The sequence below is a fragment of the Hoeflea sp. EC-HK425 genome (genome assembly GCF_902498795.1).
GTDB classification, from domain to species: domain Bacteria; phylum Pseudomonadota; class Alphaproteobacteria; order Rhizobiales; family Rhizobiaceae; genus Hoeflea; species Hoeflea alexandrii.
The window spans coordinates 3,806,107-3,830,125 of the sequence record NZ_LR701572.1; the positions used below are offsets into that span (position 1 = coordinate 3,806,107).

At 61.8% G+C, this 24,019-nt stretch carries 27 protein-coding genes; 12 read left to right on the forward strand and 15 right to left on the reverse strand.

From position 1 onward, the window contains the following. Positions 1-82: 82 nt before the first annotated feature. The 5 genes from SPHINGO391_RS20935 to def all read right to left on the reverse strand — a co-directional run bounded on the left by SPHINGO391_RS20935 (position 83) and on the right by def (position 5,763). Complete coding sequence (locus SPHINGO391_RS20935) at positions 83-556, reverse strand: chemotaxis protein CheW (RefSeq protein ID WP_152010656.1); 474 nt, start codon at positions 554-556, stop codon at positions 83-85. After that, positions 556-3,039 carry a methyl-accepting chemotaxis protein gene (locus SPHINGO391_RS20940; protein ID WP_244615295.1) on the reverse strand — a complete coding sequence of 828 codons (2,484 nt, stop codon included), beginning with the start codon at positions 3,037-3,039 and terminating at the stop codon, positions 556-558. The genes SPHINGO391_RS20935 and SPHINGO391_RS20940 overlap by 1 nt, the downstream gene beginning before the upstream one ends. 433 nt (positions 3,040-3,472) lie before the next feature. After that, the gene (gene truA / locus SPHINGO391_RS20945) at positions 3,473-4,237 is read right to left on the reverse strand and encodes a tRNA pseudouridine(38-40) synthase TruA (protein WP_152010657.1); all 765 of its coding nucleotides are present in this window, start codon (positions 4,235-4,237) and stop codon (positions 3,473-3,475) included. Continuing rightward, positions 4,237-5,178, reverse strand: a complete 942-nt coding sequence (gene fmt / locus SPHINGO391_RS20950; RefSeq protein ID WP_152010658.1) for a methionyl-tRNA formyltransferase — start codon at positions 5,176-5,178, stop codon at positions 4,237-4,239. Before fmt ends, truA begins: the two co-directional genes overlap by 1 nt. 66 nt (positions 5,179-5,244) lie before the next feature. Then, positions 5,245-5,763 (reverse strand): peptide deformylase, encoded by a 519-nt coding sequence (gene def / locus SPHINGO391_RS20955; protein WP_152010659.1) that lies wholly within the window; start codon positions 5,761-5,763, stop codon positions 5,245-5,247. 112 nt (positions 5,764-5,875) lie between these two features. Between def and rmuC the strand changes: the two genes are divergently transcribed. Further along, positions 5,876-7,159, forward strand: a complete 1,284-nt coding sequence (gene rmuC, locus SPHINGO391_RS20960) for a DNA recombination protein RmuC (RefSeq protein WP_152011670.1) — start codon at positions 5,876-5,878, stop codon at positions 7,157-7,159. A gap of 102 nt (positions 7,160-7,261) precedes the next feature. Continuing rightward, a complete protein-coding gene (locus SPHINGO391_RS20965) occupies positions 7,262-8,161 on the forward strand; it encodes a ribokinase (protein WP_152010660.1) in 900 nt (299 codons plus the stop codon). Here the strand turns inward: SPHINGO391_RS20965 and SPHINGO391_RS20970 are convergent. After that, entirely contained in the window at positions 8,158-9,096 is a 939-nt protein-coding gene (locus SPHINGO391_RS20970) for a nucleoside hydrolase (protein ID WP_152010661.1), read from the reverse strand. The genes SPHINGO391_RS20965 and SPHINGO391_RS20970 overlap by 4 nt on opposite strands. 161 nt (positions 9,097-9,257) lie before the next feature. Here SPHINGO391_RS20970 and SPHINGO391_RS20975 point away from each other — a divergent pair, with 161 nt between their 5' ends. Both SPHINGO391_RS20975 and SPHINGO391_RS20980 read left to right on the forward strand, forming a co-directional pair. After that, positions 9,258-9,689: an Hsp20 family protein gene (locus SPHINGO391_RS20975; protein WP_152010662.1), complete on the forward strand. Its 432-nt coding sequence runs from the start codon at positions 9,258-9,260 to the stop codon at positions 9,687-9,689. Between the two features lie 55 nt (positions 9,690-9,744). Beyond that, positions 9,745-10,002, forward strand: a complete 258-nt coding sequence (locus SPHINGO391_RS20980) for a DUF1150 family protein (protein WP_152010663.1) — start codon at positions 9,745-9,747, stop codon at positions 10,000-10,002. A gap of 160 nt (positions 10,003-10,162) precedes the next feature. Here the strand turns inward: SPHINGO391_RS20980 and ptsN are convergent, their stop codons facing one another. From ptsN to lptC, 6 genes are all read right to left on the reverse strand, one after another. Next, positions 10,163-10,627, reverse strand: coding sequence for a PTS IIA-like nitrogen regulatory protein PtsN (ptsN, locus tag SPHINGO391_RS20985; protein ID WP_152010664.1), 465 nt, complete (start codon positions 10,625-10,627; stop codon positions 10,163-10,165). A 125-nt stretch (positions 10,628-10,752) separates the two neighbouring features. Further along, positions 10,753-11,325, reverse strand: a complete 573-nt coding sequence (gene raiA / locus SPHINGO391_RS20990) for a ribosome-associated translation inhibitor RaiA (RefSeq protein WP_152010665.1) — start codon at positions 11,323-11,325, stop codon at positions 10,753-10,755. A 247-nt stretch (positions 11,326-11,572) separates the two neighbouring features. Then, the gene (gene rpoN, locus SPHINGO391_RS20995; protein WP_152010666.1) at positions 11,573-13,123 is read right to left on the reverse strand and encodes an RNA polymerase factor sigma-54; all 1,551 of its coding nucleotides are present in this window, start codon (positions 13,121-13,123) and stop codon (positions 11,573-11,575) included. A 236-nt stretch (positions 13,124-13,359) separates the two neighbouring features. Further along, positions 13,360-14,127, reverse strand: a complete 768-nt coding sequence (gene lptB / locus SPHINGO391_RS21000; RefSeq protein ID WP_244615297.1) for an LPS export ABC transporter ATP-binding protein — start codon at positions 14,125-14,127, stop codon at positions 13,360-13,362. A gap of 35 nt (positions 14,128-14,162) precedes the next feature. Next, positions 14,163-14,711 carry an LptA/OstA family protein gene (locus SPHINGO391_RS21005; RefSeq protein WP_152010667.1) on the reverse strand — a complete coding sequence of 183 codons (549 nt, stop codon included), beginning with the start codon at positions 14,709-14,711 and terminating at the stop codon, positions 14,163-14,165. A 1-nt stretch (position 14,712) separates the two neighbouring features. Further along, positions 14,713-15,393 carry an LPS export ABC transporter periplasmic protein LptC gene (gene lptC, locus SPHINGO391_RS21010; protein WP_152010668.1) on the reverse strand — a complete coding sequence of 227 codons (681 nt, stop codon included), beginning with the start codon at positions 15,391-15,393 and terminating at the stop codon, positions 14,713-14,715. Positions 15,394-15,743: 350 nt separating this feature from the next. On the opposite strand from lptC, the gene sppA reads away from it, so the two are divergent. The 3 genes from sppA (at position 15,744) to SPHINGO391_RS21025 (ending at position 17,478) form a co-directional block, all read left to right on the forward strand. Beyond that, positions 15,744-16,712: a signal peptide peptidase SppA gene (gene sppA / locus SPHINGO391_RS21015; protein WP_244615298.1), complete on the forward strand. Its 969-nt coding sequence runs from the start codon at positions 15,744-15,746 to the stop codon at positions 16,710-16,712. Between the two features lie 12 nt (positions 16,713-16,724). Beyond that, on the forward strand, positions 16,725-17,015 hold the full coding sequence (locus SPHINGO391_RS21020) for an integration host factor subunit beta (RefSeq protein WP_152010669.1): 291 nt from the start codon (positions 16,725-16,727) through the stop codon (positions 17,013-17,015). Positions 17,016-17,127: 112 nt separating this feature from the next. Further along, entirely contained in the window at positions 17,128-17,478 is a 351-nt protein-coding gene (locus tag SPHINGO391_RS21025) for a DUF1049 domain-containing protein (protein ID WP_152010670.1), read from the forward strand. A gap of 123 nt (positions 17,479-17,601) precedes the next feature. Here the strand turns inward: SPHINGO391_RS21025 and SPHINGO391_RS21030 are convergent, their stop codons facing one another. Next, entirely contained in the window at positions 17,602-18,264 is a 663-nt protein-coding gene (locus SPHINGO391_RS21030) for a VTT domain-containing protein (protein ID WP_152010671.1), read from the reverse strand. Between the two features lie 3 nt (positions 18,265-18,267). Then, positions 18,268-18,999 carry an SDR family NAD(P)-dependent oxidoreductase gene (locus SPHINGO391_RS21035; RefSeq protein ID WP_152010672.1) on the reverse strand — a complete coding sequence of 244 codons (732 nt, stop codon included), beginning with the start codon at positions 18,997-18,999 and terminating at the stop codon, positions 18,268-18,270. Positions 19,000-19,080: 81 nt separating this feature from the next. Here SPHINGO391_RS21035 and SPHINGO391_RS21040 point away from each other — a divergent pair, with 81 nt between their 5' ends. Then, a complete protein-coding gene (locus SPHINGO391_RS21040; RefSeq protein ID WP_152010673.1) occupies positions 19,081-19,617 on the forward strand; it encodes a Crp/Fnr family transcriptional regulator in 537 nt (178 codons plus the stop codon). A 49-nt stretch (positions 19,618-19,666) separates the two neighbouring features. On the opposite strand, the gene SPHINGO391_RS21045 is transcribed toward SPHINGO391_RS21040, so the two are convergent. After that, positions 19,667-20,122, reverse strand: a complete 456-nt coding sequence (locus SPHINGO391_RS21045; RefSeq protein WP_152010674.1) for a carbon monoxide dehydrogenase subunit G — start codon at positions 20,120-20,122, stop codon at positions 19,667-19,669. A 155-nt stretch (positions 20,123-20,277) separates the two neighbouring features. Between SPHINGO391_RS21045 and SPHINGO391_RS21050 the strand changes: the two genes are divergently transcribed. The 4 genes from SPHINGO391_RS21050 (at position 20,278) to SPHINGO391_RS21065 (ending at position 23,949) form a co-directional block, all read left to right on the forward strand. Continuing rightward, positions 20,278-21,504 carry a class I SAM-dependent methyltransferase gene (locus SPHINGO391_RS21050; RefSeq protein ID WP_152010675.1) on the forward strand — a complete coding sequence of 409 codons (1,227 nt, stop codon included), beginning with the start codon at positions 20,278-20,280 and terminating at the stop codon, positions 21,502-21,504. Further along, on the forward strand, positions 21,501-22,367 hold the full coding sequence (locus tag SPHINGO391_RS21055) for an RNA methyltransferase (RefSeq protein ID WP_152010676.1): 867 nt from the start codon (positions 21,501-21,503) through the stop codon (positions 22,365-22,367). Before SPHINGO391_RS21050 ends, SPHINGO391_RS21055 begins: the two co-directional genes overlap by 4 nt. Beyond that, a complete protein-coding gene (gene lspA / locus SPHINGO391_RS21060) occupies positions 22,364-22,873 on the forward strand; it encodes a signal peptidase II (RefSeq protein WP_152010677.1) in 510 nt (169 codons plus the stop codon). Before SPHINGO391_RS21055 ends, lspA begins: the two co-directional genes overlap by 4 nt. A gap of 77 nt (positions 22,874-22,950) precedes the next feature. After that, positions 22,951-23,949 (forward strand): MDR family oxidoreductase, encoded by a 999-nt coding sequence (locus tag SPHINGO391_RS21065; protein ID WP_152010678.1) that lies wholly within the window; start codon positions 22,951-22,953, stop codon positions 23,947-23,949. Positions 23,950-24,019 lie beyond the last annotated feature (70 nt).

Consider the following 24,019-nt stretch of genomic DNA (forward strand, 5'->3'; position numbering starts at 1 on the left):
TCGTCGGGTGCTAAAAAGCCATCCCTGCCCCTTCATCGAGAAAGGATCAGGGATGGCTCGGATCAGGATTCTGCAGTGTCGATCAGGCGGCGAGTTCCTCGTCCGTCGAGAACAGCGCATCGAGATCGAGGTAGCAGATCATCTGTTCGTCGACCGGAATGATCGCCCTGGTCAGTGCCCGCTCGGCGGCCGGCAGTACATCCGGGGCCGGCTGGAGATCGGCATTGTTGACGGTGATCATGTCGGAGACGTTTTCGACCAGAAGCCCAACCAGCTTGCCGGCAATGTTGGTGACGATGATCGCCGAGCGCTCGGTCGGCTTGATCGCCGGCAGGCCGAGACGGATGGCCATGTCGATGACCGGAATCACCGATCCGCGCAGGTTGATCACGCCCAGCACATGCGGCGGCGAGTGCGGCAGGGTGGTCGAAGGCGCCCAGCCGCGAATTTCACGGACCGACATGATGTTGACGCAGAACACCTGCTTGCCCAGATGGAACGATATAATCTCAAGATAGCCGCTGTTGGCCACGTTGTTGTTCGCGGATTCTTGCATCAGAATTCCTCCCAGTCGTCCTGTGACGCTGCGGTTGAGTTGTTGGATTTGCCGACACCGAAAGCGCTGGCGACGGTTTTCAGCATGTTTCGGGCCGGAGACTGAACTGGACGCGACCCGGCGGTGGAGGCGCTGACACTTGCCGGACCATTAGCGCCTGCCGCCGGCCTGGGTGAAGCGGTCTGTTTGGCGGAGCCGGACGCCGTGGCGTGGACCGGCACGGATGCAGAGCGGCTGCCTGTAAGGTTGAACTGACGGACCAGCCCCTCAAGCGAGGCCGCGCCGCTGGTAAGCCGGTGGGTAACAGCGGTGGTTTCCTCAACCATGGCGGCGTTCTGCTGGGTCACCTGGTCCATCTGGTTGACCGCCGAGTTGATCTCGGTAAGGCCATTGGCCTGCTCGCGTGCGGCGGTGGCGATGGAGTTGATCTGGTCGTTGATGGCGCTCACGTGCTCGGCGATCAACGAAAGCGCCTCACCGGTTTCGCGGACCAGGGTGACGCCGGACTTGACCTCTTCACCCGACTTGTTGATCAGGCCCTTGATGTCCTTGGCGGCGGTCGCAGAGCGCTGTGCCAGTTCCCGGACTTCCTGAGCCACCACGGCAAAGCCCTTGCCGGCCTCACCGGCGCGTGCAGCCTCGACCCCGGCATTGAGCGCCAGCAGGTTGGTCTGGAAGGCGATCTCGTTGATCACGTTGATGATCTTGGAGATCTCGCCGGAGGCATCCTCGATGCGGCCCATGGCATGTATTGCCTCGGCCACCACCTTGCTTGATGTCTCGGTCGACTGTTTGGCTTCAGCCACCTTGCTAGTCGCCTCGTCGGCGCGCTGGGAGGAGTTCTTGACCGTGGCGGTGATTTCGTCGAGTGCCGCGGAGGTTTCCTCAAGCGAGGCGGCCTGCTGCTCGGTACGCCGTGACAGGTCGTCGGCTGCGGCACGCAGTTCGCCGGTGTCGCCATTGATGCCGAGAATGTTCTCACTCACGTCGCTGAGCGTTGCATTGAGTTTCTCAACCGATGCGTTGAAATCAACTCTCAGCCTGTCGAGGCTTTCGATGAACGGCTCGTTGAGCCGGATTGTCAGATCGCCTTCCGAGAGCTTGTGCAGACCATTCGCAAGCGCGTCGACAGCCTGCTGCATCCTGGCGGTTTCCTCGGCCTTGGCGGTTTCGCGATCCTGGCGCCGCTTTTCGGTCTGGGTGCGGGTCTCGTCAGCCTCACGCTCGAGCGCTACCTTTTCGATGGCGGCATTGCGGAACACGGCCACGGAGCGCACCATTTCACCGATTTCGTCCTTGCGATTTTCACCGGCGAGTTCAATCGACGTGTCGCCCTCGGCAAGCCGGCGCATGTTTTCCACAAGCGATTCGATGGGTTTGGTCATCGAGCGGGAGAACCAGGTGCTTACGGCAATGGCGCCAAGCAGAAGCAGCAGCGCAATGCCAAGGATGGCGTTGCGCATCATCACCATGCTGGCGCCGGCCTCGCGCTGGTCGATCAGCGCAGCGACGGTCCAGTCGGCGCCATCGAACTTGACGCCGGTCATGGCGACGTCGGCCTCCATGTTGCGGTAGCCGTCAACCGTACCGACGATCACGGCGGACCCATTGGCCTGCGCGACCAGGTCGCTGTCGATCTTGACGGTGAGCTTGTCGTTTTCCGGCGTCCGGACCGAGTCGCTGATCAGGTAGCCCTGAGAGTTGAGCAGCACGGTTTCACCGGTTTCGCCAAGTCCTGAAGTGTTCGAAATGATATCGGCAATCTTGCCACTGGGCACGCGGATGATGATGACACCGACCATACCCATCTGAGAATTGAGCGCATGGCCCATGAAGGCGACGGGCCGACCGTCAGCTGCCGGATAGGCGGTGTAATCGGCGAACACCGTACTGTCGGTCACATTGGCGCCGACAATGCCTTCGAAAACCCGTCCGATGCCGGTGTCCTTGAGAGCCTCGGAACGCAGATTGCCGGCATAGTCGTTGTTCTTGTTGACCGAATAGATGACGTTGCCACTCATATCGACGAGGTAGAAGTCCTCCCATCCACGGCTTTCCGTCATCTCGCGCAACTGTGCATGATAGCGCTCGTGGGTCTGGTCGTAGGAACTCACCTTGGCGACATCCGGATCCTTGGCGGTGTCATACTTCTGGCGCTCGCCTTCCGGGAAGGGATTGTCGGTGATGTAGCGCCGCTTCAGCTCGTTGGTAACGTCGTTACCAAGGAAGCCCCAGTCGTACTTGAAACTCTCGAGCGCCATGCGCATCAGATTGTTCTGCGACGTTGCGGTCAGGTCCTGCTGAAGGTTGGCGAGGAAGGTTTCAAGCTGGTTGCGACGACCGTCAACGACAGCTTCGAGCTTCTCGACGATCTTCTCGTTAACCGCACTGGACCCAATCTGAAGGCTGACAACGCTGGAAACGCCGATGGACATGATTGTCAACAAGGCGGCGGCAAGCGGCAGTTTGCGCGAAATGAGCATCAGGATTCCCGGTGTTCGAACAACTTCGTTGACATGTCTCGCTGTGTCGAAGACATCCAGCACGGCATCATGCGGTCCACGCGAGCGTAGATACTGGCTTCGGAAGCTTTCCGTCTTTTATGTTATTATTCAGTTAACCGAGGTTTGCGAGTTTTCGGAATTGTAACATTGATGGATGATTTCGCTCCAAATTGGCCCTGGAGACGATTCCATCCGGACTGTTGACCCGCAAGCAGACCATTCACGCGGTGCCGGACCGGATGACAGCAAACGGTTTGACGGGCGACCGAGCTTCGATCAAGTCCCGTGGCAAGCCAGACCATTTCCGGTGAAAAGCGGACTGGCCGAAAAAGCCCTGGCTTACTGTTTCACGCCATTTCGGACGCGAAACCGGTTCCCACTCTTGCGGGAACAGCTCCAAGATCCGCATGCCTCAACTGTCAGGATCGGGATATTCGACCGCGCGAAAATACAGGCCCTGGGGAGCGGCCACCGGTCCGCAGGCCTTGCGATCCCTGGCCACGAGCGCGGCCTCGACATCATCGGCGGACCACTTGCCTTCGCCCACCAGCCGCAGCGTTCCGGCAAAGGAGCGGATCTGGTTGTGCAGGAAGCTGCGCGCGGAGGCGTGGATCTCGATGAGACCATCGGCATCGCCCGTGACCACATCGAGACGCTCGAGGCTGCGCACGGGCGAATTGGCCTGGCAGCTCATAGAGCGGAAGGTGGTGAAATCGTGCCGACCTACGAGACGCTGCGCGGCCTCGTGCATGGCAGCGGCATCGAGCGGTTTGGGTGACCAGAGGGCCCGGTTCTTCTCGATCACCAGCGGCGCGCGGCGGCAGACTATGCGATAGATATAGTGACGTTTCACTGCCGAAAAACGGGCATCGAATTCCTCATCGACCTGGCGGGCGGCCAGGATGACAACCCGCTCCCTGGCCATCAGCAGATGCGCGTTGATGGCATCACGCACCGTGTCCTCGGGCCAGGTTTTCTCGAGATCGACGTGGGCGACCTGGCCGAGCGCGTGAACACCTGCATCGGTCCGTCCGGCGCCGCGGATGCTGACGGTCTCACCACAAAAGCCATGAATCGCCGTCTCGATCGCCTGCTGGATCGAAGGATGATCGTCCTGGCGCTGCCATCCGGCATAGCCGGTGCCGTCATATTCGATATCAAGCCGGTAGCGCGGCATCAGCCGATCACCGTGCCCTGGGGAACCGGCGTTCCGCGCAGAAAATCCCCGGCCGCGAGCGGCTTGCCGCCGGCCTTCTGCAAGGTGAGCAACCGGATCGCGCCCTCGCCGCAGGCGATCGTCAGGTGGTCATCGAGCGCGGTCCCGGGACCGACCTGATGCAGGCGGGTGTCCGCGAGCTCTGTGGCCAGCAGCTTGACCCGTTCGCTGCGGCCGGCGGCGTCGAGCTCGAACCAGGCGCCCGGCGACGGGGCGAGACCGCGCACATGGTCATGCACCTGCTGCGCAGATCTGGAGAAGTCGACCCTGGTTTCGGCCTTGCTGATCTTGGCAGCATAGGTGATGCCGTCATCGGGTTGCGGCGTGACCGGCAGCAGGCCTTCCGTTTCAAGCCGCGCCATGGCCTCAACCATCAGCTCAGCCGTCACAGCAGAGAGTTTGTCATGCAGTTCGCCAGTGGTCATGCAGGGCGTGATGGCGACGGTTTCTGTCAGCGCCACCGGACCGGTGTCCAATCCCTCGTCCATCTTCATGATCATCACGCCGGTCTCGGTGTCGCCCGCGATGATGGCGCGCTGGATCGGGGCTGCACCGCGCCAGCGCGGCAACAGCGAGGCGTGGCCGTTCCAGGCGCCCAGCCGGGGCGCATCGAGGATTGCTTTGGGCAGGATCAGACCGTAGGCGACGACCACCGCCGCGTCGGCTTCAAGCGCCCGAAACGCCGCCTGCTCCTGTTCGTTCCGGAGGCTCTTTGGGGTGAACACAGGAATGCCCAGCCGCTCTGCGATGCGGTGAACCGGTGACGGAAGCACTTCAAGCCCGCGGCGGCCGGCCGGGCGCGGCGGCTGGGAGTAGACCGCAACGATCTCGTGGCCAGCCTGATGCAGCGCCTCAAGTGTAGGCGCCGCGTAGTCCGGCGTTCCCATGAAGATGATGCGCATGGCGGTTCCTCAAAACACGGTCGCGGCAGGCGAACAGCCGCCAAACGGCAAATTCCAAGCCTGGTCTCAGGCGGTGACGCGCTGCTTGGCGAGCTTTGTGAACTTGCGCACCACCATGTCCCGCTTGAGCTTGGAGATGTGGTCGATGAACAGGACGCCGTTCAAATGGTCCATCTCGTGCTGCAGGCAGGTGGCGAGCAGGCCGTCGGCCTCGGTCACCTGTTCCTTGCCGGCACGGTCGAGATGCCTGACGGTAATCGTGGCGGGACGCTCGACCTCGGCATAGTAGTCGGGGATCGAAAGGCAGCCCTCTTCGTAGACGCTGGTCTCGTCGCCGGTCGCCACCAGTTCGGGGTTGATGAAGACCTGCGGATCGGGCTCTTCGTCCTTGCCGGCAACATCGATCACAAGCAGCCGCCGCGGCACGCCGACCTGTATCGCCGCCAGGCCGATGCCCGGCGCGTCGTACATGGTTTCGAGCATGTCATCGATGAAACTGTTCATTTCCGAATCGACACGCTCCACCGCCAGACTTTGCTGGCGGAGGACTGGGTCGGGCAGGTAGATGATCGGCTTGATGGTCATGGCGCTGAAATAGTCATTGATCCGCGCGGCGTCAATCTGTGACCGACATCGCCCCAACACAATGTTCCCGTTTTGATCTGACAAAGGGCGGAGAATCAGCTAGGCCATGTCGATGCAGACTGGCACCACGCTGTTTTCAACCCCGCTTCTCGAGCTCAACGGCCACATGGTCACGCTGGGCGAAACCCTGCTTGGCGCGCTGGCAGCGCTCATGCTGATTGCGATCTGGATCGGTGTCAGCCTGGCGCGCACCAGCCGGAGACGAGCCACGGCAGAGGCCGATGCCGCGGAGCGAACAGCTCAGGCCGAAGCACGGCTCGCCGAGATCCTTAAGGCGCAATCGGAAATGCAGGGCCGCATGGGCGCCATGGCCGAGCTGTTTGGTGCGCGGCAGGCCGAACTCAATCAATCCATCGGCCAGCGTATCGACGGCATGACCCAACGGCTTGGATCCTCGATCACCGAGCAGACCAGGTCGACGCACGAAAACCTGTCGAAACTGCAAGAGCGGCTGGCGGTGATCGATACGGCGCAGAACAACATCCAGTCGCTGGCGCGCGATGTGGTCGGGCTTCAGGCGATCCTGTCGAACAAGCAGACCCGAGGTGCTTTCGGCCAGTCGCGGATGGAAACGATCATCCAGGACGGGCTGCCTATGGGGGCGTTCCGGTTTCAGCCGACGCTGACGAACGGGATGCGGCCCGACTGCACCATCGCCATGCCGAATGGTGCGCCGGACCTTGTCATCGATGCAAAGTTTCCGCTGGAAGCCTGGAACGCGATGCGCGAGGCGGAGGCCGAAGGTAGCGGCGAGCAGGCGGCACAAAGTGCACAGCAACGCTTTCGCCGGGACATCGAGGTCCATATCCGCGACATTTCGGACAAGTACCTGATTGCCGGTGAAACCCAGGACACGGCGTTCCTGTTCGTGCCCTCGGAATCGATCTTCGCGGAGATCCATGAGAGGTTCGAGGCGATCGTTCACAAGGCGCAGCGCTCACGGGTGGTGATCGTCTCGCCGTCGCTGCTGATGCTGTCGATCCAGGTGATCCAGGCGCTGCTCAAGGACGCACGGATGCGCGAACAGGCGCACCTGATCCAGGGCGAAGTGATCCGGCTGATGGAGGATGTCTCGCGGCTCGATGACCGAGTGCGCAAGCTGCAGGCGCATTTCTCGATGGCGCAGAAGGATGTCGACCTGATCCTGACCTCCTCTGACAAGTTGACCAGGCGCGGCGCAAAGATCGAGGCGCTGGAATTTGCGCAACTGAGCGAGGGGACGGCAGCAGCGCCTGCTCCGGAACAGACCACGACCGACGCCGGGTCACGCGAGAGCCCGAAATTCGAACCGCGCTCCTCAACGCTCAAACTGCGTGTTGTCGATGAAGACGACTGACCCCTTTTCTCCACACCGATAAGCTGACAGAAAGCTTGCGACACGATTGCGAGCGCAGCCCGGTTGCCACATGGCGGATGCGGGCAAGCAAGGGAGGCCGCCATGATCACCGTCATCGGATCAGTCAACATGGACCTGATCGCCACCACGCCGAGACTTCCTGAACCGGGCGAGACCGTCTCCGGCACGGATTTCACCACGGCGCAGGGCGGCAAGGGCGCCAACCAGGCGCTGGCGGCGCAACGGGCCGGCGCAACGGTGAAGATGTGTGGCGCAGTCGGCAATGATAGCTTCGCCACCGAAGCGCTCGCCCTGCTTGAAGACGCCGGCTCGGACCTCGGCCGCGTCCGCCACATCGAAGGCCCCACGGGCACCGCGCTGATCCTTGTTGGTGGTGATGGCGAGAACATGATCGCCGTCATTCCCGGCGCCAACGGCCATGTGACGGCTGAGGACGCCGACCAGGCGGTAGCGGCGATGGCGGCGAGCGACACGCTGGTCCTGCAAATGGAGATCCCGGCGGCGGCGATAGAGGCGGCGCTGAAGGCCGCAAAGACCAAGGGCGTCAGAAGCATCCTCAACATCGCGCCGCTAACCGATGCGGTCGAACGGCTTGCGCCGCTTGCCGACATCGTCATCGCCAACGAGACCGAATTCAGCCGGCTGTCCGGCCGTCCGGCGGAAACGCTCGCTCTGGCGCGCGACGAAGTCGAGGCGTTGCATGCCAGAACCGGTCAATGCCTGATCGTCACGCTGGGCGGCGACGGCGTGCTCTGGGCCAGGGACGGACAAGTGGAGCACGTGGCATCGCTGAAAATCAAGCCGGTCGACACGGTGGGCGCCGGCGACACATTTTGCGGCTATCTGGCCCAGGGGCTCGACGCGGGGATGGATTTCGCCACAGCCGTCCGCCGCGCCGCCGTGGCAGGCGCGCTGGCCTGCCTCAAACCCGGCGCACAGCCGTCGATTCCGCTTTCTGGAGAAGTAGATGCCCGGCTCTAAAGCCGGCTGACGCGCTCGATAAACAGATCGAAAAAGCGGTCGGCGTCGACGTCCCTGACGACAAAGGCATTCTCCGTCCGGCCGGTGACCTTCCACCAGTCGACCACGGTGGCGCCGAGGGTGAGGTCAGAACCGGTCTCGATCTCGACATTGCATGAGCGGCCGGAAAACATGCCGGGATCGATCAGCCAGGCGATAACCGTGGGGTCATGCAGCGGGCCGCCGTCGGTGCCGTATTTTTCCTCGTCAAATCGCTCGAAGAACTCCAGCATGTCGGCCATGGCCACCGAAGGACGGTTGCCATTGGCGCGCAGGCGCTCGACCCTGACCCTGGTGGTCAAAACCTTGTGGGTGACATCGAGCGGCATCATGGTGATGGCGACACCGGTGCCAAAGACGATCTTCGCGGCTTCGGGATCGACATAGATGTTGAACTCGGCAGAAGGCGTGATGTTGCCGCCCTCGAAATAGCCGCCGCCCATCAGTACGATCTCCTTGATCCGTTCAACGACATCCGGCGCGCGCTCAATGACCGTGGCGATGTTGGTGAGCGGACCAAGCGGGCAAAGCGTAACTGTGCCTGCCGGCTCCCTGCGCAGGGTCTCGATGATGAAGTCGACAGCATGAACTGTCTCCAAGGGTCTCGCGGGCTCGAACAGATCGATACCGTCAAGGCCGGTCTTACCATGCACGTGCTCGGCGGTCACCAGCTTGCGGGCAAGCGGCCTGTCGGCCCCCGCATAGACCGAGATGTCACTTCTTCCGCAGATCTCGGTGACGATACCTGCGTTGCGCGCCGTCAGCGCCAGCGGCACGTTGCCAGCGACCGCGGTCACCCCGAGCACCTCCAGTTCCGGGCTGGCGAGGGCCAGCATGATCGCGGCAGCGTCGTCCTGGCCAGGGTCGGTGTCGATGATGATCTTGCGCGGCGTCATGGTCGGTCCTTCGGGGAATGCGATTCGGTTGGCGCGACCTTAAGAGCCGTAACCGCGATCGGGCAAGGTTCTTGCGAAGCAGGAATGAAGTTCCCATATTACATGCATGCCGGATGCCGATCGAGGGTCTGGCGCCTGTCGCTTGAAAACGAGGACAAGCCATGTCTCGCATGACGCCCTTTTCAAGCCCGCTGCTGCTGGGCTTTGACACGATGGAAAAGACCCTGGAGCGGATCGCCAAGGGCTCTGAAGGCTACCCACCCTACAATATCGAACGAATCCGGGCCTCGGCCGACGGAAGCAAGGCCGAGCGGCTCAGGATAACGCTCGCTGTTGCCGGCTTCTGTGACGAGGATCTGGAGGTGACGACGGAAGAAAACCAGCTCGTCATCCGTGGACGCCAGTCCGACAATGACGGCCGGGAATACCTGCACCGCGGCATCGCCGCGCGGCAATTCCAGCGCATGTTCGTGCTGGCCGATGGCATGCAGGTCGTCAGCGCCGAATTGAAGAACGGATTGCTTTCCGTCGATCTAATTCGACCAGAACCGGAGCGCATGGTGCGAAAAATTAACATTTCGGTTCGAGACTGAAGATTAGAGTTCGAGCCAACAGGATGTTTCCTGCCACCTACAGGAGGAAATCGACGTGATTGCCAAATCGGGAAAGACCCAATTGTCCGCCAATGATCTGGCCCTGCTGGGCGCCGGCAAGATCGGTTATATCCGCAAGATGCGTTCCGAGGACGTCAGCGCCCGCTTTCCGGAAGCGCCGGTGCTCGACCCCGGCCTTGAACTCTGGGCGCTGTTCGGCGCCGACGGTACGCCGATCCTGTTGACCGACAACCGGTCGAGCACCTTCTACCGCGCCGCCGAAGACGAACTCAAGACAGTCGCCCTGCACTAAAGTCAGTCATCTTCGGCTGGAATCGCTCCAGCCCCATCGGCCAAAACCTGGATGCGCAAAAATTGAAGCCCGAAAATCCGTTGGATTTCCGGGCTTTTCACTGTGGTCAATTTGAAGATTGGTGCTTGCGCTGTCGGCAGCCTTCAGAACGCACGCGCCCTCAGGCGGCGTTGGATTCCGGCTCCTCGGTCAGGAAGGCATGCAGCGACGCGGCGTTGTCGGTGGCGCGCAACTTGGCCACCATCTCGCTGTCGCGCATGACACGGGCGATCCGCGAGAGTGCCTTGAGGTGATCGGCTCCTGCCCCCTCGGGCGCCAGCAGCAGAAACACCAGGTCGACGGGCTGATCGTCCAGCGCCTCGAAATCGACGGGCTGGTCGAGGCGCGCGAACACGCCGACAATCTTGTCAAGAGAGGCCAACTTGCCGTGCGGGATGGCAATACCGTTGCCAACGCCGGTGGAGCCGAGCCGCTCACGCTGCAGAATGACGTCAAACACCTCGCGCTCGGCAAGTCCGGTGACTTCCGAGGCTTTGGCTGCCAGTTCCTGCAACAGCTGTTTCTTGGAGTTTGCCTTGAGCGCTGGCAGAACAGAGTTCTGCGCAATCAGATCAGCAAGCGCCATAATAAATTCCTTGTTCCGGGTCCGCTTTCCGGACCTCATTGTTCGCATCATGTGAACGGCTGCAGGCCGCCGCCGGTTCCATCGGGCGCCAGCCTGCCTGCCTTATATCATATCAGCCAACGCCGTCAGGACCTGACCCCGCCTGCGTCTATCCAGCCGATATTTCCATCATCGCGGCGATACACGACGTTAAGGGCATCATTGCCCGCATTGCGGAACATGAGGATCCGTTCGTCCGTCATGTCCAGAGCCATAACAGCATTGGCCACGCTCATCGTCACCAGTTGCTTGGTGCTTTCGGCGATAATCGCCGGGGCATAGTCCTCAGGCACTTCAACGGCATCGTCATTGGCCGAGTCCACAACCGCATAGGCCAGCTCCGCCTGAGCCTGATGATTGTTGGCGTGATGATCCTTGAGACGGCGCTTGTAGCGGCGAAGGCGCTTTTCCACGCGTTCCGCTGCAGCGTCGAAAGCCGGCTGCGGATCCTGGGCCTCCCCAGTGGCGTGCAGCACGACACCGGTGTCGAGATGGATCTTGCAATCAGCCTTGAAACGCGACCCCGACTTTTCCACGATCACATGGCTCGAAAAGCCACCGTCGTAGTACTTCCGAACCGCACCTGTGACATGGTCCTCAATGCGGGTCATGAACGACTCGCCGATTTCCATATGCTTACCCGACACTCGCACGCTCATGGGTCATCCCTTCTTGTTATGACTTGGGAATTTAGTCTAAGCCATGCGCCGCGCTCATCCAAGCGTCCGACGGCGGTCAAATGGTCCGGTCCATGCAATTTTTCGCTTGACAGTACCGGCTCGAGGCGCGCGGTCAAAACACGCCACCCAATGCGGAGCGGCTTCTACGCCGATGTTGCCAGACTGTCAAGTTTGGCACGGCTTTTGCTTAAATCGAAAACAAATTCAAGCCATTGACGGCCGCGGATCAAACCGCCGCCGCGCGGGCCCTCGCCCGTTTTTCGCGACGCCGCTGCACCGACGAGGGAATGGCCATGGCTTCGCGGTACTTGGCCACCGTTCGCCGGGCAATCTCGATCCCTGCCTTCTTGAGCAGGTCAACGAGATCATCATCGGACAGCACCGCTTCAGGGGCTTCCTGATCAACCAGCACACGGATCCGGTGACGCACTGATTCGGCAGAATGCGCGTCGCCGCCGGCCTGCGCCGAAGCGATGGAGACGGTGAAGAAGTATTTCAGCTCGAAAACGCCGCGCGGCGTGATCATGTACTTGTTGGAGGTCACCCGGCTGACGGTGGATTCATGCATGCCGATGGCCTCGGCCACCGCCTTGAGATTGAGCGGCCGCAGGTGATCAACGCCATGGAGCAGAAATGCATCCTGCTGACGGACGATTTCGGAGGCCACCTTCATGATCGTGCGGGCCCTCTGGTCAAGCGACCGTGCCAGCCAGTTGGCGGTCTGCAGGCACTCACCGAGAAAATCATGTCCGGCGGCATCTTTTGGCATCTTGCCGGTGACGGTGGTGAAATAGGTCTGGTTGACGAGCACCCGAGGCAGCGTGTCCGGGTTGAGTTCGACGTTCCATCCTCCATCAGAGGAGGGGCGGACCGAAACATCCGGCACAATCATCTCGCTCGAACCGGTCTCGAACCGGGTGCCCGGCTTGGGATCGAGCGCCCGGATCTCGGCCATCATGTCGAGCAGATCTTCCTCGTCGACACCGCAAATCCGGGTCAGCGCGGCAAAGTCACGGCGCGCCAGCAGTTCGAGATTGTTGACCAGGGCCGCCATTGCCGGATCCAGCCGGTCCTTGCGGGCGAGCTGCAGGGCGAGACACTCGGACAGCGAGCGGGCAAACAGGCCGGCGGGCTCGAACTCCTGAAGCCGGGCCAGCACGCCGTCGACCTGCTCCGGATCGGCGCTCAGCCGCTCAACGGTTTCCGCCATGTCTCCGACCATGTAGCCGGCAGCATCAAGCTGGTCGGCAAGCTCGGTGGCGATCAGACGCTCGGCGGGCTCGGCAAAGGCGAAGGCGATCTGTTCGGCGACATGATCGCGCAAGGTCGGCGCTCTGGCGGCAAAATCATCAAGATCGTAGCCTTCACCCGACCGACCGCCATCGCTGCCGGGCATCGATTTCCAGTTGTCGATGAATTCGGGCTGATCCACTCGTTCGGTGCCATGATCGTCGGGAAAGACATTTTCATAGCGCGCGTCGATTTCCGAGGTCATCCGCTCCGCCTGGGAATCTGCATTTCCAGCCCAGGTGGCATCCTCCCCCAGATCACCTTCTGCCACCTGCGGCTTGGCCGGTTCTGCGGCTTCGGAGACAGTATCGGGCTGATCGTTTTCGGAACTGACCAGTTCAAGCAGCGGGTTGCGCTCGACTTCCTGTTCGATGAATCGGGTCAGCTCGACATGACTGAATTGCAGCAGACGGATCGACTGCATCAGTTGTGGCGTCATGACCAGTGATTGGCTCTGACGCAGTTGAAGACCGGCTGACAAGGCCATGGCGACGCACTACTCCCCGCTCGGGCCGCCGCCAGAACAAAAACGGCACCGCCGCCTTCCTTCTGTCCGGATTCGGGACGCCTCCATCGACGCCCCTTCGACCCATCTGGCCCGAAAATTGCTTTTTTCTCCCTTCGGGTCAAGTGCGACCTATGGACAGGGTAAAAATGCCTCCCGCCGGCCCCGGAATGCAGGAAAAACCATCGTCCGGAAGCCCGGCACAAGGCTCCACCAAGTCAGAGGGAGAATTGTTCGCCGAGATAGAGCCGTCGCACATCGGGATTGGCGACAATATCGGAGGGACGGCCATGGGTCAGGAGCACGCCCGCATTCATGATGTAGGCCCGGTCGATCAGGCCAAGCGTCTCACGCACATTGTGATCGGTGATCAAAACACCGATGCCGCGCCGGGTGAGGTGGCGCACCAGGTCCTGAATGTCGGAAACAGCGATCGGATCAACGCCGGCAAAGGGTTCATCGAGCAGCATGAACGTCGGATCGGAAGCGAGCGCGCGGGCGATTTCCAGCCGGCGCCGTTCTCCGCCGGACAGTGCAATCGAAGGGGACTTGCGCAGATGCGAGATATGGAATTCCTCCAGCAGACTGTCGAGCTTGTGCTCGCGCTTGGCGCGGTCCTTTTCGACCACTTCGAGTACAGCGCGGATATTGGCCTCGACACTCAGTCCGCGGAAGATCGAGGCTTCCTGCGGCAGGTAGCCGACGCCGAGGCGGGCGCGGCGGTACATCGGCAGGCTTGAGACATCATGGCCGTCGATCTCGATCGAGCCGGCATCGACCGGCACCAGCCCGGTGATCATGTAGAAACAGGTGGTCTTGCCGGCGCCGTTCGGGCCGAGAAGACCCACCGCCTCGCCGCGGCGCACACCCAGAGAAACACCGTCGACCACGCGGCGCGACTTGTAGGACTTGGTCAGATTGCGGGCAATCAATGTACCGTCATAACGTGCGCTGGCGGCGGGGGGCTCCTCGCCGCTCCCGATCACACTCTCGTCAACTCGCTTCGAGAACAGGCCGCGGATCACTGTTTGGGTCGCGATTTGGGGTCAAGCTGGATCATCACCCGGCGGCCGCAGCTGTCGAGCTTGGCCTGGCCATTCTTCATCTGCACGGTCAGCTTGCAGCCAATGAAGACGTTTTCGGCGTCGGTGAGCACGACCTTCTCGCCCGTGAGCACCAGGATCTCGTCGGCCATGTTGAAATTACCTGCATCGGCGGTGGCCGTCTGGGTGCCCGAGCGGATCAGCACCTTCTTGTAAAGTTCGATCTCGCGGATATCAGCCGTGCCGGAGGATACCGAACCACCGTCATTGGTGTAGTTGACGATCATCTCGCCGGCCTGCAGCACGGTATCGCCCTGCACCACCTTGACGTTGCCGGTGAAGGTGGCCTGGCTGGTTTCCTCGTTGATCTTGAGCAGGTCGCTTTCGATCTGGATCGGCTCGTCGCCCGAAAGGGCGAGGCCCGACATCCGGCTTTCGGTCGTCTGGGCCTGGGCGGCAGGCGCAAGCAGGACGGCGGCGAAAACGACCGCAGCAACCCTCAAGATATGCAAAGGCGTTCTTGCCATGTCAGTTCTTCGCTCCATCCGTCGGCTTGATGGCCGATGGGTTGATCGTCATGCGGACCTTGTCCTGAAAGATGATGACGCGGCCCTTATCTGTCATCTGCATGGATTGCGCAACCACGGAGGCCTCCCCCGAACTGATCGAGACCGGTGCATCCGAGCTCAGTCCGCCGCTGGCAAGATCAATGTTCGCCGATTGCAGCTCCGCTGAAAAGCCGTTTTCACTGGTCACGGTAAAGGGCTTGTCGAACATCATGGTTTGAGCGGTGCGATTATAGGTTCCGCTGACGGCATTGAGCACCGCCTGGTCGCCGTTCGACACCGGAAGATCGGCAAGAATCTCCTCGAGCACGATGACGTCGGGCGAGGTCAGGTCCTGCACCGCGCGGGCGGCGCGCATGGTGTAGGGCCGTGCACCGGGCCCCTCGCCGCTCATCACCGGGTTCTGCATGACGAGCTTTCCATCGCGGATCACCACCGATTCGATGCCGACGCCCTCCGGCACCAGGCCATCGACCCAGGAGACGAGAATGAAGGCGAGGATTACAAGAGCCGCCGACAGCGGCAGCAGGATCTTGAACAATCTGACCAGCCGGGAATGGGCCAGCGCGCGCTTGTATTCGGCATGAGACCGCCCGGCATAACTGCCGCTGTTGGGCATCCCTGAGACTGACGATGTTGTCATTCGGTCCTGCGGTCTTGATGGCTTTCGGCGCCGATCTGCACTCGGATGCGGCAAGGTCAGATTTTCAGTCCGGCTGTGGCGCCAAGTGTCGGTTGCGGTTGGTTTCACATGCCAATATGGTGATTTTGCGAAGCAGTCGACGCAGATTGCCACGCCTTGGCGACAATGGCAAAACCATAGCGGATATCGGGCACAGGCAAAATGCTCTGGCCCTGCCGGCTTGCTGCCTTAAATAGGCGATAGCGGCCGATGCCGAACCTGCAGCGGCGTGCGTTTGATCAAGCGCACGCCGCTGCAAGACTGTAAACCACTGCATGGTGCAGTAACTGCCCGTTTTGGGAGGAACACGCGTGACTGACCCGAACATTCTTGCAGACCGCCGCCGGATCCGGCGCAAGCTGAGCTTCTGGCGGTTCATGACCGTTGTCGTGGCGATTGCGCTGGTGGCCGGCCTGTTCGCGCGTTTCCAGGGTTCGGGCCGGAACAGCGACCATATCGCCCGCATCGATATCAGCGGGGTGATCACCGACGACCAGCGGCTGCTCGACCTGATCGAGGACGCCACCGAGAACGAGGCGGCAAAGGCGCTGGTGGTTTCGATCTCCTCACCGGGCGGCACCACCTATGGCGGCGAGCGCATTCACAAGGCGCTGGTCGAAGCCGGCAAATCAAAGCCGGTGGTTGCCGACATCCACACGCTGGCCGCATCGGCAGGCTACATGGTCGCGGCCTCCACCGACCATATCGTGGCCGGCGAAAGCTCGATCGTCGGCTCGATCGGGGTGATCTTCCAGTATGCGCAGGCACAGGATCTGCTCGACAAGATCGGAGTCAGGCTCGAGGAGATCAAATCCTCGCCGCTTAAGGCCGAGCCGTCCCCATTCCACGAAGCGAGCGAAGAAGCCAAGGCGATGATCCGCTCGATGGTGCTCGACAGCTATGACTGGTTCGTCGATCTGGTGGCCGCGCGCCGCGAGATGGAACGTTCACAAGTTCTGACGCTGGCCGACGGCTCGATTTTCACCGGACGCCAGGCGCTGGCCAACGGCCTCGTCGACGCGCTGGGGGGCGAAGCCGAAATCCGCGCCTATCTCAAAAGCCGCGATATCGACGATACGCTCGAGTTTGTCGACTGGGAACCTGCCAGCGAAAGCGAAAACCTGTTGCTCGGAGCAGGCGTGGCGAGCATTCTGCGTCAACTGACCGGCCTGCCGGCATCGCTTTCCGATGAAATCGACCGCCTGTCGGGTGGCAAGTTGTTCCTTGACGGCCTTGTGTCTGTTTGGCAGGTTGGCTCCCAGTCGGAGCGTGTCGAGTAGGGGCGAGGAAACATGATCAAATCGGAGTTGGTTCAAGCGGTTGCGGCGCGAAACCCGCACCTCTATCACCGTGATGTCGAGAATATCGTCAATGCCGTGCTGGACGAGATCACCGAGGCTCTGTCCGATGGCAACCGCGTCGAACTGCGCGGGTTCGGGGCCTTTTCGGTGAAGAACCGTCCACCACGCTCGGGACGCAACCCGCGCACGGGCGATCCGGTGTTCGTCGAGGAAAAATGGGTGCCGTTCTTCAAGACCGGCAAGGAGTTGCGCGAGCGGCTCAATCCGGACGACAAGGACTGAGCTTGCGCGATCCGCGGTGCGGCCCTATCTGCAGGATCGAGGCTGAGCGGTTTTCGGCCTCGACAAAAAGGCGGGCTAGCCGCGTGGATCAAGGACAAGACAGGATCGAAACATGATCAAGCGCATCATCGCACTGGCCATCTTGGTTCCATTGGGCATCGTTCTCATCATGCTGTCGGTTGCCAACCGCACCGCCGTGACGCTGGCGCTCAATCCGTTCGATCCAACGGACACGGTGCTTTCGGTCACGCTGCCGTTCTTCGTGTTTCTGTTTCTTGCCCTGATCACCGGCATGATCCTCGGATCGCTGGCAACCTGGTTCAAGCAAGGCAAGCATCGCAAGCAGGCGCGGGTTCAGGCCAATGAAGCGGTGAAGTGGCATACGGAAGCCGACCGCCAGAAGGCCAAGGCCCAGCAGATCGCCGCCGCCCTGCCCGCACCCGACAAGCGCGACGCTGCCTGAGGCAGTAGCGGACCATCCGGCCACCTTGGGACGAACCCCACACAAGGCGCAGCCAGCACACATCTTCCTCCCGGCGACAAGCCACCCCGCCGGACCGCCCCCTCCCCCCAGTGAGTCTCTCGCCTAGGCGACCTCACGCGATCGCTTTGTTCGACGGCGAAACAAGAACCAGCCGCCCCAAAGGACGACATTGAGCAGCAGAACTGAATAGATTGCCGGTTGCGGGCTTTCAATCGAGCTGATCGAGCCGGCATAGCTGGCGATCAGCACGTAAGGAAGGGTGCCTACCGCATAGAACATGCAGTAGCGGGCAAACCGCATCCCGGTGGCTCCCGCGATGCAGGCGGTCACCTCAGGCACTATCGGAACGGCCCGCGACAGCATGATCATGACCGGTCCGCTTTGCTGGAAGGAACGAGCGAGCGACCGGCGCTCGTCGGGATCCCTGATCAGCAGCGCGATGGCGCCTTCACCCCACATACGGCTGATCCAGAACCCGGAAAACGCCGCCAGAGACATGCCGGCGAACGCCGCCGCTGCGCCTGCCGGAAAACCCACGAAGAACCCGGCCAGGATCGTTATGGTCAATGTCGGCACAGCGACGAAGAGGTCCGCGTACAGCAACAACACGACAACGCTGATGACCCAGACAGGATCCACGGACTGGGCCCATTCCAGCCAGAGCCGTACGTTGTCGACGGTGAGAATGCCGAGCAGCCGCCCGACAATGAATGTAAGGGCGAAGATAGAGCCGAGGGTCAACATGACTTTGAGAAGAGATCTCATCGCTTATCCCCTTTTCATGATCTTGGCGGCAAGGCCCGGGGCTATGCGCAGGAGGATCCGCAGGGCCTTTACCCTGCCTATATCGATGGTGGTCCGATCCGACGCGAGCCCGGCAATGATCATTGCGGCAACCCTGCCGGGTGGCAGTTTTCCACTGCCGCGCCCATGTGTCATTGCGGTATCGACCAGAGGAAGGAAAACCTGCTTCACTGCAACATCCGTGTCCTCCAGCTGATAGGCCAGCGACTGCGAGAAGATGTTCAAAGCAGCCTTGGTGGCGCAATAGATCGCGGAACCGGCCTTCGGAGCCAGCGCCAGGCCGGAATTGACGTTCACGATCATTCCGGCGCCCGACTGCATCAGGCTTGGCAACAGAAGATGAACGAGGGTGCAGATGGAAGCGAAATTGACATCGATCTCGCGCCGGATGGTTTCGTAGCGGAAATCCGGATCGGTAAAGCGGGGGGTGTACTGCACAGCCGCATTGTTGATCAGCACGTCGATCGTCCCGGCGGATTTCGCCAGCGCATCGGCAGCACGCTCAACGGAGCCGAGGTCGGCAAAATCGGCTTCATAGATGTCAACATTCGGGAACGCCCGACGCAATGCCTCCAATCCCGCGGAAGGTCGAGCGATGACCGAGAGGCGGTTGCCGGGTTGAAGCTGGCGCAGCAACTCCAGTCCAAGGCCCGAGGCCGCGCCGGTGATAACAATATGTTTGTCGTGAAGGTTCATGCTGATTACCTGTTTTCCACGTCACTTTTCGTGGAAACTAGGCTTGCGACCGCGCTCTGGAATTAACCCGGGATAACACGGATGAAAATTGCCGACTTCATCGCCGCCAATGGCCGCCACCTTGAAAGGGAAACCGGAGAGCATCTGTTTCGCCAGGGCGACGAGGTCTCATCCCTGTTCCTGGTGAACCGTGGCCTGCTGAAGGCCTATTATCTCTCAGGCGACGGGAAGGAGAACATCAAGTCCTTCATTCTGCAGGGCGATGTCATCGGTAGCTTGGCATCCTGCCATGGCGGCGCGAGCTGCACCTTCAGCCTGATATGCCTGGAACCCTCGGAACTGATCCGGTTCAGCTTCACCGAACTTTCCGCCGCAATCCGCTCGGATGCGGAACTGTCGGCCGAGACCGTGGACTTCCTGCTGGGCTTCGGCATGAAGAAGGAAATGCGCGAATATGAGCTTTTGTGTCTTTCCGCGGAGGAACGATACCGGCGGCTGCTTCAGGCAACGCCCCAGCTGTTCGAGCGCGTCACCCAGAACGAGATCGCGCGTTATCTGGGCGTCACCCCGGTCGGACTGAGCCGCATCAAAAAGCGAGTGCTCGACCGTCGGGCCTAGCGCGCGTCGGCGATTTCCCTGCGGTGCCGCGCGGCGGCAACCGCCCCCCTCACGCCCCTGCAGCCTTCGCACTAACCACTTCGTTGAATTTGGTGAAGAACTGGCCGGCGAGCTTTTTCGAGGTGGAATCGATCAGGCGGGAGCCGAGCTGGGCGAGCTTGCCGCCGACCTGGGCCTTCACATCGTAGGTGAGCACGGTTTCCGCACCGTCCTCGACGAGCTTGACGTCGGCGCCACCCTTGGCGAAGCCGGCGATGCCGCCCTTGCCTTCGCCGGAAATCGTGTAGCTCTCCGGCGCGTTGATGTTTTCGAGCGTCACATCGCCGGTGAATTTGGCCGAGACCGGGCCGATCTTGATCTTGACCGTCGCCGACATCTCGGTGTCGGAGCTCTTTTCCAGGCTTTCGCAGCCCGGAATGCACTCGCGCAGCACGTCAGGGTCATTGAGCGCCTCCCAGACCAGTTGACGCGGGGCGGCAATGCGTTCTTCGCCGTTCATTTCCATCGGACATGTTCCTCCCTGAATGCTTCCCTATCTATGCAAAGCGAAAACGGCTTTGCCAAGTCCATATCGGGTTGCTATGTCCAAACCCTCATGAAATCGCCGGTCATGGCATCACCTGTGCCCTGACCCCATTCGCAGACTGGACATTCCGGACCTTGGCCGACAAGCGCACCCAAAAGCCACGACGCGGCAGTTCTTCCAGACCCGGTGATGCCAGACCGAAGGCCGCCGCCAGGTCGAAGGCTGGCGGACCGGGCGGCGGCAGGCCCCGTGATGACAAACGGAGCGACGGCCCGAGGGACGGTGTGTCGGGTCCAAAGCCGGCTGCTGCAGGCGCCCGTACGGCCCCGCGCGCGCGGCCGGACCGGAAGCCCGCTGACAGGCCCGCGCCCGACAAGCGCGGGGATGTTCAACAGCAAGCGCCGATTAGACCATTGATCAAGCGCAGCGGGGCGCTGCCCGGGCAGACCGCGCCGCTGATCCTGGAAACCGGCAACGAGGACGGCTACCAGCTGCTCGACATGGGGCTGAACGAGACCGGCCAGGGCGAGAAGCTTGAGCAATATGGCAGCCTCAGGATCGTCCGCCCGGAAGCGCAGGCGCTGTGGAGCCGCGGGCTGCCGGATTCGGAATGGACCAAGGCGGACGCGGTGTTTACCGGCGACACCGACGAGGACGGCATCGGCCGCTGGGCATTTCCCAATGTCCCGCTCGGTGAAACCTGGCCGATGAAGCTGCTCGGGGTCGACTTTCACGGCCGGCTGACTTCGTTCCGCCATGTCGGGGTGTTTCCCGAGCAGATCGCCCACTGGCGCTGGATGGCGGACAGGATCACGGACTCCAGGCGGCCTCTGAAAGTGCTCAATCTGTTTGGTTATACCGGGGTCGCCTCGCTGGTGGCGGCCAAGGCCGGAGCCGAAGTCACCCATGTCGATGCCTCGAAGAAGGCGATCGGCTGGGCGCGGGAGAACCAGGCGCTGGCCCGGCTCGAGGACAAGCCGATCCGCTGGATCTGCGAGGACGCGATGAAGTTCATCGCCCGCGAAGAACGCCGCGGCAACCGCTACGACATCATTCTGACCGATCCTCCGAAATTCGGACGGGGACCGAATGGCGAAGTCTGGCAGCTGTTCGAGCATCTGCCGCTGATGCTCGACATCTGCCGCGAACTGTTGAGCGACAAGCCGGTGGGCCTGGTGCTGACGGCGTACTCGATCCGGGCCTCGTTCTACGCCACACACGAGTTGCTGCGCGAAACCATGCGCGGCGCCGGCGGCCGGGTGGAGTCGGGCGAACTGATCATCCGCGAGAGCGGCAAGCCGGAGGCGGACGAGTGCCGGGCGCTGTCGACATCGCTTTTTTCAAGGTGGCTGCCCCAATGAGCGATCACGAAACTCCACGGAGTGGTGCGGCTCGGGTGGGACAGGTGAAGGACATCACCAGCCTGTCCAATCCGATCGTCAAGGACATCCGCGCACTGTCGATGAAGAAGCACCGCGACGAGACCGGGACCTTTCTCGCCGAAGGGCTCAAGCTGGTGATCGACGCGATCGATCTCGGCTGGACCATCCGGACGCTGATCTACGCCAAGGCGCAGCGCGGCAAGCCACAGGTCGAAAAGATCGCGGCGCTGACAGTCGCGCGCGGCGGGCTGGTTCTGGAAGTCAGCGAGAAGGTGTTGACCGCGATCACCCGGCGCGACAATCCGCAGGCCGTGATTGCCGTTTTCGACCAGAAACTGGCACCGCTTGCGGGCATGGCCCCGGCAAGGGACGAGACCTGGATCGCACTTGACCGGGTCCGCGACCCGGGCAATCTGGGTACCATCATCCGCACTGCGGATGCAGCCGGTGCATCCGGCGTGATCCTGATCGGTGAAACCGTCGATCCATTCTCGATGGAAACGGTGCGCGCCACCATGGGATCGGTGTTCGCCGTTCCGCTGGTGAGGGCCACGGAAACCGAATTCCTGAACTGGTCGAAGAAAGCCTCAGCACTTGTGGTCGGCAGCCACCTCAAGGGCAGCGTCGATTACCGCACGATCGGCTACAAAGACCAGCCGGTGGTGCTCTTGATGGGCAACGAGCAGCAGGGCCTGCCCGATACCCTGGCCACAGCCTGTGGCAAGCTGGCGCGCATCCCGCAGACCGGCCGGGCGGACTCGCTCAACCTGGCGATCGCCACCGGCGTCATGCTGTTCGAGGCGCGCAGGCACCTGCTCGAGCTTGACGAGCCCAGCGCATGAGCGGGAGCGTGAAGAAACCGTCGGCGCTGAGCCGGATCGTGCCGATGCTGTCGCTGGTGACCGGCGCCGTGGCGCTGGATCAGCTGATCAAGTGGCTGGTGGAAACACGCCTGCCGTTTCACGAGCTGGTACCGGTGATCCCCATGTTCGCGCTCTACCGGACCTGGAATGAGGGAATCGCGTTTTCGCTGCTCAAGGGGCTGCCCGATTCAGGCCTGCTCGCGCTGACAGCTGTGGTGATCGTCTTCGTGCTTTACCTTTGGTGGCGGACGCCTTCGGACCGCGGCATTGCGCATCTGGGTTTTGCGCTGATCATCGGCGGAGCGCTCGGCAACCTGATTGACCGGGCCGTCTATGGCCACGTGGTCGACTACATCCTGTTTCATACCGAAAGCTGGTCGTTTGCCGTGTTCAATCTTGCCGACAGCTTCATCAGCATCGGTGCAGGGCTGATCGTGCTTGATGAAGTGATCGCCACACTCCGCGAGCGCAAGAACCGAACCTGAGATCCGACCCGGCGCCGCCACCCTTGATCTTGGGATCGGGGCGGGCCAGTCTGGGCCAACACATGAGAGGAGCTTCCATGCAAGACCGTTTCAAGGGCATTCTGCTCACCCGCGACGAAAACAAGGTGATGTCGGTCAATGTGACCGAACTCGGCCTTGACGATCTGATGGAAGGCGACGTGGTCGTCGAGGTCGAATGGACCACCGTCAACTACAAGGACGGTCTCGCCATCACCGGCAAGGGCCCGGTGGTGCGGCGCTGGCCGATGGTGCCCGGCATCGACTGCGCCGGTACAGTCGTCAGTTCCGAAAACGAACGTTTCAAGCCCGGGGACAAGGTCATCCTCAACGGCTTCGGCGTCGGCGAAGTGCATACCGGCGCCTATGCGGCTTACGCGCGGCTCAAGGGTGACTGGTTGATCCCGATGCCCGAGGGCATGGACGGCCGCTCGGCGATGGCGATCGGCACTGCCGGCTACACCGCCATGCTGTCGGTGATGGCGCTTGAACGCCATGGCATCACGCCCGGACGCGGCCCGGTGGTGGTCACCGGCGCCAATGGCGGCGTCGGCACGGTTGCGATCGCGGTGCTGGGCAAGCTCGGCTACGAGGTCATCGCCTCGACCGGACGCACCGAGGAAGCCGAGTTCCTCAAGAGCCTCGGCGCCTCCGAGGTCATCCATCGCGACGAACTCTCCGGCCCGGCCAAGCCGCTCAACAAGGAACGCTGGGCCGGTGCGGTTGACGCCGTGGGCAGCCACACGCTGGCAAACGTTCTGTCGATGACCTCTTACGGCGGCGCGGTGACTGCCTGTGGCCTGGCACAGGGCATGGACCTGCCCACATCGGTAGCGCCGTTCATCCTGCGCGGCGTTTCGCTGCTCGGCATCGATTCGGTGATGGCTCCGCTGGCGCTCAGGCAGGAAGCCTGGTCGCGCCTGGTCAAGGATCTGGACATGGGCAAACTCGAGGCGCTGTCGACCGAGATCGGCTTTGACGGCATCGTCGATGCGGCGCATTCGATCATAGACGGCAAAATCCGTGGACGCGTGGTCGTCGACATGAAGAAGAGCTAATGCGCAATCTCTAAAATTTGACGGTTTCGCTGAAGTCTTTGCTCACGGGGCCCGTGCTATCACGGGCCCA